The organism is Vagococcus sp. WN80Y (assembly GCF_059621045.1).
In genome coordinates this window covers 51559-63556 of record NZ_JCAQHY010000156.1, presented here as the reverse complement: position 1 = coordinate 63556, position 11998 = coordinate 51559, and the positions used below count along the sequence as shown (strand labels likewise).

Here is an 11998-nt window from a genome sequence, read left to right as displayed (position 1 = left end):
AATTTTGATACATAAATAGCGCTCCTTTCTGATTGGGTTTTGTCACTTTAATCATATCAAGGAACGCTATTTTTGTGTACCCTAAAACGCAAAAAAGGTGGGATAAAAGCAGATTAATTTTCTACTTATGTCCCACCCTCTCTTTTTTTACGAAAATAATTTCATTAATAAATGCAGTAATAAGCACAATCATTTTTGATGACGGGAACAGTCTCATTAATCATTGCCAAACTTAACCTTGTTAGTAAGAAACGAAAGTCACGACAGTAGCTTCCATGTTATTTCCTCCTTGAATCCCCAAAAGCAAGTGTTGGACCAGCGTTCCAACACTTGCTTTTATATTAATTTTTCCATATTCTAGATAGTCAACTCTCTTTTGATACCGCCATCTTCTATTTTAAAATAAGCTGAGGTCGTTTTTTCTAAAAAATAACGGTCATGAGAAACAACTAATAAGGTCCCCTGATATTGATTTAGTACCTCTTCAAGTAATTCCCGAGTCTCAATGTCTAAGTGATTGGTTGGCTCATCCAGAATGAGAAAATTATTAGGCTGTTGCATTAGTTTGGCCAATTCAAGACGAACCTTTTCCCCTCCACTTAATTTGGCTACCTGACGAAAAACATCCTCCTTAAAAAACAAATACTTCGCCAAAGTTCTGCGACTTTCTTCCTCGTGAAGTTGACAACTACTGCGAAACTCTTCTAAAACCGTTTTAGAGGGAGTCTCATAATGAATTGTTTGTGATAAATAGCCAATCTGTACTAAACTACCGATTTTAATTTCCCCATTGTCTACTGGATATCTATCAAGTAGCAGTTTCAAAATAGTACTCTTACCGCTCCCATTAGGACCAATAATTCCTATTTTTTCTTGCCAAAATACGTTAAAATCAAGTTGTCTTAATAATGGCTTACCCTCAAATGACTTCGACACACCTTTAAATTCGAGAACCTCTTTCCCAGAGCGCTGACTAAAATTAAATTCTTTCATTAAGGCTACTTGTTCTTTTTGTGGTCGACTTATCTCCTCCATTTGTTCTAATCTTTTTTCCAAGTGCTTGGCTCGTTTGAAAAACTTCTCATTATCACTCTCATGTCCCCATTGACGATAACGACGAATGGCATCTTTTATTTTTTTTATTTCCTTCTGTTGCTCATCGTAGTCTTTTGCCAATAATTCCAATCGCTTTTTCTTCGCCTCTTGATACACAGAATAATTTCCTTTGTAAACTATCGCCTCAAAATCCAATTCAATAATCGTTTCAACCACTTCATTTAGAAAGTGGCGGTCATGAGAAACAACTAAAAAAGTCTTTTTAGATTTGTTCATATAATTTTCCAACCAGTTAAGCCCTTTTAAATCCAAATGATTAGTAGGCTCATCTAATAAAAAAATATCCGGGCTCTCTACCAATACTTTTGCCAAAGCTAACAAAGTCTGTTCACCACCACTTAATTCAGTCACTTCTTGAGTCAACAGGGAAGAAATGCCAAGTCCATTGGCAATAGTTTCAATATTACTTTCAATATCATATCCACCTTGCTCTTCAAAAGTCTCTTGCAGCTTACCGTAACGCGTTAATAAACCTTCTAAGTCTTCACCAGCGCTAGCGAATTGCGATTCAATATCACGCAGCTGTGCACCTAATTTAAATAGATCCGCTCTCTCGGATAATAGAAATTCTTTTCCTAATAACCCAGCAACATTGACTCTCTCCTGCGATAAATACCCAAGTGTTGCATTATTTCGAATACTAATACTCCCTTCATCAATTCCCTCAATCCCCATAATCATTTTTAATAAGGTCGATTTACCGCAACCATTGCGGCCAATCAGACCAATTTTTTGACCTTCTTTAACACGTATATTTAAATTTTCAAATAATAGTTCCCCAGCAATTGTTTTCGTGATGTTGTTTAATTGAATAATCATTTCTTTGCCTTCTTTCTTCCATTCAAGGCAATTCTATCTTGTCTAGTTCTCTTGAAGCATCTTTCTCACCGCAAATCTAAAAATAGACAAAAAAGCCATGACAAAGACGTCACGGCTTTTGCATCATTATTAATAACAGATTTAGTCTGAATAAAATTAGCCTGAATGGTCTTTTTCGTATTTATATGCTATTTTTGGACACACTCGTCCCCTTAGCAAAAAATACGGAAATAATTGCACGGCAAAGAGCAATAAATCGTTGTACTTTTCTATTATTAATCTCGCCTGCGCTATACATCTGACCATTCACCACCTTTTTATTTTAGTAATCTTAGCATATCAAATTTTACCAGCCTTGTAAAGTTATCTTTCATGTTTCAACGGTTGCGTGCTCTCTCGAGTAATTAAGTGTGGTGGAATCGTATGTTTAATTGGGTAATCGTAGCCCTTCGCTAACATTCGGTTCAACAATTCGATAGTCACTTGCACCATAAAATCAATTTGCAAACGAATCGTTGTTAATGCCGGAACCAAAAATTCAGAAGAAGATAAGTCATTAAACCCTATCAAGCTGATGTCTTCCGGTATCTTAATTCCGAGCTCATGCGCCGCTTTATAACACCCAACTGCCATTGAATCATTGGCAATAAAAATCGCAGTTGGAGTATTTTCTTGACTCATTAGTTCTTTAAACAATCGATAGCCATCAGCGGGTGTATACTTACCGACTAAAACCCACTCGTCATTAAGTAGCTGACGTTTTTTTAGAAAACGTTCGTATACAACCTGTCGTTCATCCATCTCAAAATTCTCATCTTCACCACCAATAAACCCAATTTTAGTATGAGCCAAATCCAATAAATAGGAAAGGGCCTTTTCTGTTCCCAGTTTGAAATCAATTACAACTGACATGAACTGCTCAGGCGCTGGCGAGGAATCGATAAAGACGACTTGTTTGTCTAAGGTTTCTAACCATGCAACATCATCTAAATCAAATAAACCTAGACAGACAATTCCATCTAATTTAGCAATTGAGGCTTTAGAATGCTGCTTTGTTACACGTTGAATTTTTTTCCCATCCAATAGCAAATGTTTTTCTAAAGCAACTCTAATCGCTAAGTAATAAACATCTTCAAGTTCCTCTTCAGCCGAATAACTACAGAACAGACCAATTATTTGTTGGTTTTCCTTTTTTTTCTTTGTTTTAGCTGTTTCATAATCTAACTCTTCAGCCGCTTCAAAAATTCTAATCTTCGTTTCATTGGGAACGTTCAATGTAGTGTCATAATTCAATACCCGTGAAACAGTCGCTGGAGAAACATCTGCAATAGCTGCAATATCTTTGATCGTTGGATTACGTTTCTTTTTCATAATTGCTCTTCACCTTCTGAAAGCTCTTCTCTTTTGGTTTTAATTCTACTATAAGTATACCTAAAAATATCAGGATTGCACCAATAATCATTTGAAAATTAATTGCTTCACTTAATAGTAATACGGATCCCAGCATTCCGAAAAAAGCTTCTGTCGATAAAATAACGGCTGCTTCGCTGCTTGTTGTGTGTTTTTGTGAATAAGTTTGCAAGAAATAAGCTAAAAGCGTGCTAATTAAGCCTAGATACAAAACGGATATAAATGAGGGTGCAGAAAAACTCGGTAACGGCTCGCGATTAATCCCCAATAGTATCAAGCTACAAACTGCTGCACTTCCCATCTGTATCAATGTAATCGCCCAAGCCTCTTCCTTTTTCACAAAAATATCAGTAAAAAAAATATGTAGTGCAAAAAAAACGGCGCAAATCAGAGTTAACAAATCGCCTTGATTGAGGCTCGTGAGGGTTTTATCCAGCGAAATAAACGCTATCCCAAAAAAACTGACAAGAGCCCCTGCCAATCCTCTTATAGGAATTTTTTTTCGAAAGAATAGTAATCCTAAAAATGGCACAATGACAACATTCACAGCCGTTAAAAAAGCATTTCTTGAAGGAGTTGTATATTGTAATCCCACTGTTTGAAACAAAAATGCCAGATATAGAATGACGCCTAGAAAAGAACTCTTAATGATAGTTGGTCTAGTCAACGTCCGCAATCGCTTCATATTGACTAGCATCAATACAATAAATGCTAAAGTAAATCTAATAGCTAATATCTGGTAAGGAGTGAAGTGTTCTAGGGCAACAGCACTTGCTACAAATCCATTGCCCCAAATTACCGCTACTGCAATTAAACCTAATTGGCCTATTCGTCGATTTTTACCCATCACTTAGCCCCTTTAAATAGTTTCCAAGAAGTAAAAAAACACTTGATGTCCAAGTAAAGGACAAGTCATCATTTCCTGCTCCCGTTTCTGGATTATAATTCTCTGCCATTCCGTTGACATTCGCTAATTGACAATATTTCCGAGCAAGTCTTTCCGCTATTTCTTGTTCACCGATTCGTTTAAATGCATCAAAGAAAATATACGTTTCTGGTGCCCAAATAGGCCCTAACCAATAACCATCAACCTGATACAAAGGGCTACTACTAGCTTCAGTGCTTAATCCAAATTCACCTTCAAACTCCGTAATTGTTTGTTGAACTAATGATGAGAGCAATCTATCAGGTAATCGATAACCAATTACAAGAGGCAAACACACAAGTAAACTGTTAGTCCCCTTAATCACTTCTTCCGTTCGACTTGATCGTGCCACAAAACGCTCGCCATCATGAAGAATAGAAATTAATCGGTCAGTCAATTGGTCCGCCTTCTGAAGCCAGCTTTGACTCTCATCCGCTTTCTCAAGACGAGTTGCCCATCTAGCTAAACAGTCCATTTGCTGAATCAGATACGCCGCCAAATCTGGGGCAACAACAGGCAATCCTTCATGAAAAACACTGGCATTGTCCCAGCCAGAATCATTACCATGAGTATAGTAGGGTAAACCCAGATCACTCATACGATACGTTAGCCAAAAATTAGTAGCGGCAACTAGGCTATCATAAATCAGCCCAAGCTGCGAGGGTGCTTCAAAGTAAGAATTCACCGACATTAATTGTTCGTAGGCCCAAGCATGAATAGGGGGTTTACAACAATTATAAGAAACATACTTATCGTTAATAAAGTCTGGATACACTCCAGATGAATCTTGATGATCAATAAAGACTTGAAATTGATCAAAAGCCAACTCAGGCTGAGTCGCCCCAATTCCCATAGCATTAAAGCAGTTATCCCAGCTCCAGATATTTTGCATCCAATTTTTTGACATATAAACAGATTCTCGAGTAAGTTGTCCAACTGGCGCGACAATACTCGACCAAAGTATATAGGTTGCAAGTTGCTGACCTTTTTGATAGTCATCTGGTACTTTCAGCGATTGATTGACCCATCTCTGATAGTCATACCTAACTTGATCGTGTGCTTCTTCAAAAGAACCAGCCAGCTTATTGATTTTCGGAATAACTTGATAATTTGTCATTATCAATTCTTGCGCAGACTTACGACCGTCTAAATGAAAATGAATACTCGTATTTCCAACACGATACCAAGGTGCATCGACGATAACCTCGTCTCCGATCATCTCCATCATATACTTAGTTTCTTTCTTATAAGAAATATATTCGTAGTTCGCTTCAGATATCTTATTCAAACTATCATAACGAATTTTATGAGCCTTCAAACTAAACTGAAGGCCAACTACTTTAAGTCGCAATTGGTCCTCTTCAGGAAAAATAATAGCAACATACTGCTTCGGATCATCTCTACGAGATAATCTAAATTGCGTTTCATCCACTTCTAGAAGATATTCCTTCTGAAACACCTCATCTAGTAAATCAGTACTCCTTCCATCTTCCAACACTAACTCAAAAAGTTCACTGGGAGACTCGTCTCCCCCGTGAACATCGCGAATAAAAATCGCTTTAAATCGAGCTGAGTAAGAGATGGCAAAGTAAGAACCTTTTCTTGAAAAAGGAATATCCCTAATATCATACTTCATCATAGTCAACTCCTCGCCTTTTTTATCTCACTACTAATGTAAATGCTAAATCAAAATTATCAAGCCTAGTCTTATGTTTATCATACTGTTCTTGCCCACAACTATTACTTCCTAACCCTGATTGTGCCACATCAATCGTTAACCAATTACTAGATTCTCTTGATAATTCATCTATATGAGTGGCATCTTCCAACGCTTGTCTACTATAATCATGAGCTGTAAAGGTCACCGGTTGCTTGAACTGAAAAACTAGTTCTTTTCCTAATGGATTGGCTACACTTGCCCAGTAAACCATCGTTCGGGCGCCATTTTCTTGAGGGTAAATATACTCTGTATGCATGTCAGAGACTCGTTCCTGATAAATCCCTAACTGGACAGCAGCTAAACTATCACAGTAGCTCTCTCCCGGCCCATTTCCATACCATTTCACTTGATCAAACTCGCCATGGGTTACTAAATCAAAGCCTATTCTTGGCAACATGTCGGGTTTGTTTGTTCCACGACTATAGGTTTTTCCTTGAATATCAACCTCGACCACACCAGAAGGATAGATTTGATACGTATACGTCAGATGATAGCCCCAATTTTGATTAGTAGCAGAAGCGTCCGTTTTGACAACTACTTCAACAAAGTCATCATTCTCCGTATAGTGAAAGTTAGCTAGTTGCTCTGATACTTGAGGTAAAAAATAAGTTTCTCGCCAATCAGTTACCTTATACATATCATTATCTATCGGAGCACGCCATAAAGTCAATGCCAAGCCATCTTCAATGACCACATCTTCTCCTTGCTGCATTCGAGTTAATTTGCCTGTTAGTTGATTAAAAACAATCTCTATTGCATCATTTTTTATGACGATCAAGGGGCCATCCTGTTTAATAGTAAGAGACTCTCCATGTTTACTAGGTACTTGCCATTTTGGCTTTTCTCGTAAAATAATCTGACTCTTCGCAATTTCATTGATACCAATCTCTTTTTGAGTTTCACTAAAGTGTAGATTCAAATATACATCTCCAATATCAGAGGAAACATACGATTCATGTGGTAAAGATAATAATCGTTGAGATTGAGCAGGAATATCCGGTAAAATCAATGAGTCTTGATAAAGTATTCTTTCATTTTGCATTATTTGATAAGTTAGATTTACTCCCAATAAGCTCTTAAAATCAAATAAATTCTCAATTTCTACAACAAAAGGCTCTGATGTTTGATAGACCTTAATTGGTTCAATTACGTATTTATATTCAATCAATGCTGGAGACGGCGTTCGGTCTGGTCGCAATAACCCGTCGATACAAAAATTACTATTATTTGGCTGATCGCCATAGTCCCCTCCATATAAATAAGTTATTTGATCGTTTCGTTCTGCTTTTATCCCGTGATCAAACCATTCCCAAATAAAGCCGCCATGAAGTCGCGGGTATTGACGCATAACTTCTTGGTACTCTTTTAAACCTCCAGGACCATTTCCCATAGCATGGCCATACTCACAGATTAAATGAGGCTTTTGCCCCTCCGTCTCAGAGCCAATAATTTTTAAGTTTTCTAAGCGCGTGTACATCGTGGTAAACACATCACTGTGCCGACCTTCTCTAGCACCTTCGTAATGAATCGGTCGCACAGAATCAATGGCTTTAATCGCCTTATACATACTATCAAAATTTTGGCCTGCTCCTGATTCATTTCCTAACGACCACATCAAGATAGATGGATGATTGTAGTCTCGTTTTACCATTCGCAAAGCTCTCTCGACGTAAGCAGCTTCCCACAAAGTGTTATCACTCAACCAGTTATAATCACCTGTATTTTCAAAACCATGACACTCCAAATCCGCTTCATCAATAACATACAGCCCATACTTATCACATAGATCATAAAAATAGTGCTGATTAGGATAGTGTGCTGTCCTTACAGCATTGATATTATGCGCCTTCATTAAGCGCACATCATCTTCCATAATAGCTCGAGTAGTCGTCATTCCGCCAGTAGTTGTAAAATCATGACGATTGACCCCATTAAAAAATATCGGCTGCCCATTCACACAAATGCGTTGATTTTTAATCTCAATTGACCTGAATCCAACTGTTAAAGGAATAAATTCCTCGTCTATTGTCAGTAAAACTTCATATAAATGAGGTGTTTCTGCCGTCCACAACTCAGGTTGTTTAATCTGAGTTAAACTTAGAGTCTCCTCCCCATCTTTGACAAACCTATTTAACTGTACCCATTTTCCATCGATTAAGATTTCACCTTTTATCTCTTGAGAATAAGGGGTTGTTAGCCTTAATCGCAAGTCGAAATTTTCATAGTTTTCATCTGGAATTGTGTCAATTTTAATATCACTAATGCTATTTTTTGCTTGTTTATATAAGGAAACATCTCTAAATATCCCAGATAACCACCACATATCTTGATCTTCTAAATAGGTACCAGCCGACCATTTGACCACTTTAACAAATAGCTGATTAGCCTGTTCTTTTACTAACTCCGATACATCAAAGCGAGTTTCATAACGACTCCCCATATTAGAGCCGACAAACTGGCCATTCAAATAAACTTCAAAATAAGAGCTAACTCCTTCAAATAATAGAATGGTTCGTTCATCCATTTCTGGTAGATAGTCAAAGCTTCGATAGTAAAGCCCAGTTGGATTTTCAGTGGGTACGTATGGTGGATTAATAGGAAATGGGTACAGTACATCTGTGTAATGCATCTTATCGTACCCCTCCATTTGCCAGCAAGAAGGAACGTTAATCAACTGTTCGCCCATAACCGCCGCCGTCAATTCTTCCGGTACCATCTCTGGGTAGTCATACAACTTAAATTGCCACTCACCGTTCAAATTTAAATAGCCTTTTTGTTGAGAATCCTCAAAATTAAGAGCCGTTTGACGATCGCTATAACGATTAAAAGAAGTCGCCGGCTCCATTCGATTTTGTCCTAAAGACTGATTATTTTCCCACGGTTTTATTTCTCTCATTTTGTCGATACCTCTTTCATTAATAATTATTTTACTGAGCCACTAACTCCCTCAATAATGTATTTTTGTGCAAAGAAAAACGCTAAAATTGGTGGCACAATCATCAGAATCGTAATACACATGATTGGAATAATATTTGTATCATGAACCCCTTTAAAGGAAGCTAAGCCTAATGCCAGTGTGTACTTTGTCCGGTCCTGCAAGAAAATCAACGGACCTAAATAGTCGTTCCAAACAGACAACATATTCAAAATAGCAATTAATATCAATGGTGCCCGCATAATTGGAAAAAAGATTTTATAATATATTTGAAAGTCATTCGCGCCATCAATTCGTGCAGCATTCTCAATGTCAGTCGGAATATTCATCAGGAACTGACGCAATAAGAAGATATAATACGGTGAACCGAAAAAAGATGGGACAATCAGTGGTTTCAAGGTATTTATCCATCCCATCATATTGAATTGCATATAAAGAGGAATCATCGTTACATCCCATGGCAACATCATCGAAGCTAATAACAGCATGAATAGAAAGTTTTTATACTTAAAGTCATATCGTGCAAAACCAAAAGCGATTAACGAACAGGATATAACTTGACCGATAGTAGTCAAAACGGTCACCACTGTCGAGTTCCATAAATAACGGCCAAAAGGTTGAGATTGCCAAGCTTCGACAAAATTTTTCCATTGAAAAGCCCGAGGAATAATAGTAGGTGGGTAACTATTGACTTCACTTGGTGATTTCAATGCCGTAATTAACATCCAGAGAAAGGGTGCCATAAAATAAAACGAAAATAAAATTAAACACACATACGTCAATAGTTTATTTTTCTTTGATAATTCCATTTACTTTCTCCCTCCCTTTTTCTTTTTCGTACTCTTAACCTCAGCTTCATAAAAGACCCAAGCACTAGAAGATTTAAAGATTAACGTTGTCAATAATAAAATAATGACAAACATCACCCAAGCATTTGCACTCGCATACCCCAGTCGCTGGTGTTTAAAAGCATTCTCAAAGACATAAAGGCCATAGAAATATGTCGATTTCAGTGGGCCTCCTTTAGTCAATAAGATAACTAATGTCAGTTGTTGCAACGCCGTAATTGTCGAAGTAATTAAATTAAATAAAATTGTTGGCGTGATGATTGGAATTGTAATATTGAAAAATTGCTTGATTGGCGATGCCCCATCAATAACTGCTGCTTCATAATAATCACCCGGAATACTTTTAATATTCGTGTAGAAAATGAGCATCATTGTCCCAACGCCCCATGCGCTAGCAATAACTACCGCTATCAACGCCCATTTAGGATCAACCAACCATTTTGGTCCATCGATTCCAACCAAACTTAATAAATAATTCAAAATACCGTATTTTGAGTTGAAAATCCAGCCCCAAATAATAGAGACCGCCACCCCTGAAATAACAGCTGGCAAATAAAAAATCGCCCGAAAAAATTTAACCCCTTTGACTTTCTGTGTTAATAACACAGCTAAAATTAACGCAATAATCATATTTAATGGCACAAATATCAGCGCAAATTTAATCGTTATATACAGGGATTTCTTGAATTGCGGATCGACTGTAAACATTGTTTTATAGTTTTCTAGTCCTACAAAAACTGGTTCGCGAGTGACTGGCCAATCATGCAAACTCATAAAGAATGAGAAGATGAGAGGACCAAAGGTAAATACGATAAATCCAATGATCCATGGGGCGATAAACAAATAAGGAATCCATTTTCTATGATCTTTCTTTTTCTTAAAAGGTTTCGTAGCACTTGATTGCTTCATACTTTCTTCCAAGTTTTTCAGCTCCTTTGATAAATATAACAGAGAGACTAGTCACTTTTAGCTAGTCTCTCCAGCCTTTAGTACTTTTCTGCCACATTCGTCAAAACTTCTTTTGGTTTTTCCATTGTACTTGGATTAAATATTTGCTCAAATGACAACTTCAAGTCCTCTGAAACATCGCTCCAATTATCAACTTTGAAGGAACTCGGTGTAAAGCCCTCACTTTTAATTAACATCTTGTAGAATATCCCTTTATATTCGTCCTCTTCCAAACCATTTTCTTTAACAACAGATTTTAAAACAGGTAGTTCATAATCAATCCGCTCATTATTAGCCTCTTGATTCGTCCAGAATTTAATAAACTCGAAGGCAGCTTCTTTATTTTTTGAGTATTTTGACATGGCTAAACCAGATGAACTAATTATACTAACCCCATCATTACCATTACGGCTTGGGATTTCTGCCAATCCATAGTCAATTCCAGCTTCTTTAAGCGGCTCTAACGACCATGAACCTGTTACAAACATTCCGACCTTACCTGACTCCATTTCTGTTGAACCATCACCTTCTGTTGCAATAGCACTCTCATCCTTCAGCATTCCTTGAAAGTCATCAAAAACCTGAATTGTTTTAGAACTATCAAGTGCACCGGCTAGTTTTCCGTCATCTGTCGTGTAAGAGGAAGCATTTCCCCAAGCAAACATTTCAAAATCATAAGGGTCTGGCTTACCAGGCAAAGCATACCCAATATCACCTGTCTTACTGTCGCTTAATTTTTTAGCTTTCTCGTGTAAATCATCCCATGTCCAGCCTTCTTTAGGATAATCCACTTTCTTTGCATCAAATAACTCTTTATTGTAATAAATTGCGTGTGTCGTAAACCCAACAGGTAGCCCTAAAATCTCATCATCAACTGAATTATAATTCCAAAGTGTCTCATAAAAATCAGCCTTAAATTCAGCACCTTCTTTTTCTATAAAGGAATCTAGTGGCTCTAAAGCATCTTTATACTGAGGGTAATTCCACATATACATAACATCTGGCGCATCTTTTGCACCAATTCCTGCTGAAATTTTTGTATCGTATTCGCTTCCATATGCCTCTAAAACAACTTTGATATCCTTGTGCTCATCATTAAATTTATCAACTAATTTTTGCTGCATATCCAAACTTTTTTCACTGTCCCAAGTTGAGAATCGAACAACAGTTTTCCCATCATCTTTTTTGGCATCTTTACTAGATGAACATCCAACTAATGCAATACCTAATCCTAAAAGTGCTGTACCTACTAACAATTTCCTAATTTTCATACACAA

General features: G+C 37.2%; 8 protein-coding genes. All 8 read right to left on the bottom strand.

Annotated features, from left to right (window positions below; all coding sequences use genetic code 11):
- Positions 1-357: 357 nt before the first annotated feature.
- Positions 358-1935, bottom strand: a complete 1578-nt coding sequence (gene abc-f / locus AC5KOD_RS12850) for a ribosomal protection-like ABC-F family protein (protein WP_496914969.1) — start codon at positions 1933-1935, stop codon at positions 358-360.
- A 363-nt stretch (positions 1936-2298) separates the two neighbouring features.
- Positions 2299-3306 carry a LacI family DNA-binding transcriptional regulator gene (locus AC5KOD_RS12845; RefSeq protein WP_496914968.1) on the bottom strand — a complete coding sequence of 336 codons (1008 nt, stop codon included), beginning with the start codon at positions 3304-3306 and terminating at the stop codon, positions 2299-2301.
- Positions 3290-4192 carry a DMT family transporter gene (locus AC5KOD_RS12840; RefSeq protein WP_496914967.1) on the bottom strand — a complete coding sequence of 301 codons (903 nt, stop codon included), beginning with the start codon at positions 4190-4192 and terminating at the stop codon, positions 3290-3292. The genes AC5KOD_RS12845 and AC5KOD_RS12840 overlap by 17 nt, the downstream gene beginning before the upstream one ends.
- Positions 4185-5909 (bottom strand): amylo-alpha-1,6-glucosidase, encoded by a 1725-nt coding sequence (locus tag AC5KOD_RS12835; protein WP_496914966.1) that lies wholly within the window; start codon positions 5907-5909, stop codon positions 4185-4187. The genes AC5KOD_RS12840 and AC5KOD_RS12835 overlap by 8 nt, the downstream gene beginning before the upstream one ends.
- A gap of 19 nt (positions 5910-5928) precedes the next feature.
- Positions 5929-8886, bottom strand: coding sequence for a glycoside hydrolase family 2 TIM barrel-domain containing protein (locus tag AC5KOD_RS12830; RefSeq protein WP_496914965.1), 2958 nt, complete (start codon positions 8884-8886; stop codon positions 5929-5931).
- Positions 8887-8912: 26 nt separating this feature from the next.
- Entirely contained in the window at positions 8913-9734 is an 822-nt protein-coding gene (locus AC5KOD_RS12825) for a carbohydrate ABC transporter permease (protein ID WP_496914964.1), read from the bottom strand.
- A complete protein-coding gene (locus AC5KOD_RS12820) occupies positions 9735-10694 on the bottom strand; it encodes a carbohydrate ABC transporter permease (RefSeq protein ID WP_496914963.1) in 960 nt (319 codons plus the stop codon). It abuts the gene before it with no gap.
- Positions 10695-10759: 65 nt separating this feature from the next.
- The gene (locus AC5KOD_RS12815; protein WP_496914962.1) at positions 10760-11992 is read right to left on the bottom strand and encodes an ABC transporter substrate-binding protein; all 1233 of its coding nucleotides are present in this window, start codon (positions 11990-11992) and stop codon (positions 10760-10762) included.
- Positions 11993-11998 lie beyond the last annotated feature (6 nt).

What these genes read in the sequence shown, in the direction of transcription:
- abc-f (WP_496914969.1), bottom strand. Translation starts at nt 1,935, where the DNA reads ATGATTATTCAATTAAACAACATCACGAAAACAATTGCTGGGGAACTA.
- AC5KOD_RS12845 (WP_496914968.1), bottom strand. Translation starts at nt 3,306, where the DNA reads ATGAAAAAGAAACGTAATCCAACGATCAAAGATATTGCAGCTATTGCA.
- AC5KOD_RS12840 (WP_496914967.1), bottom strand. Translation starts at nt 4,192, where the DNA reads ATGGGTAAAAATCGACGAATAGGCCAATTAGGTTTAATTGCAGTAGCG.
- AC5KOD_RS12835 (WP_496914966.1), bottom strand. Translation starts at nt 5,909, where the DNA reads ATGATGAAGTATGATATTAGGGATATTCCTTTTTCAAGAAAAGGTTCT.
- AC5KOD_RS12830 (WP_496914965.1), bottom strand. Translation starts at nt 8,886, where the DNA reads ATGAGAGAAATAAAACCGTGGGAAAATAATCAGTCTTTAGGACAAAAT.
- AC5KOD_RS12825 (WP_496914964.1), bottom strand. Translation starts at nt 9,734, where the DNA reads ATGGAATTATCAAAGAAAAATAAACTATTGACGTATGTGTGTTTAATT.
- AC5KOD_RS12815 (WP_496914962.1), bottom strand. Translation starts at nt 11,992, where the DNA reads ATGAAAATTAGGAAATTGTTAGTAGGTACAGCACTTTTAGGATTAGGT.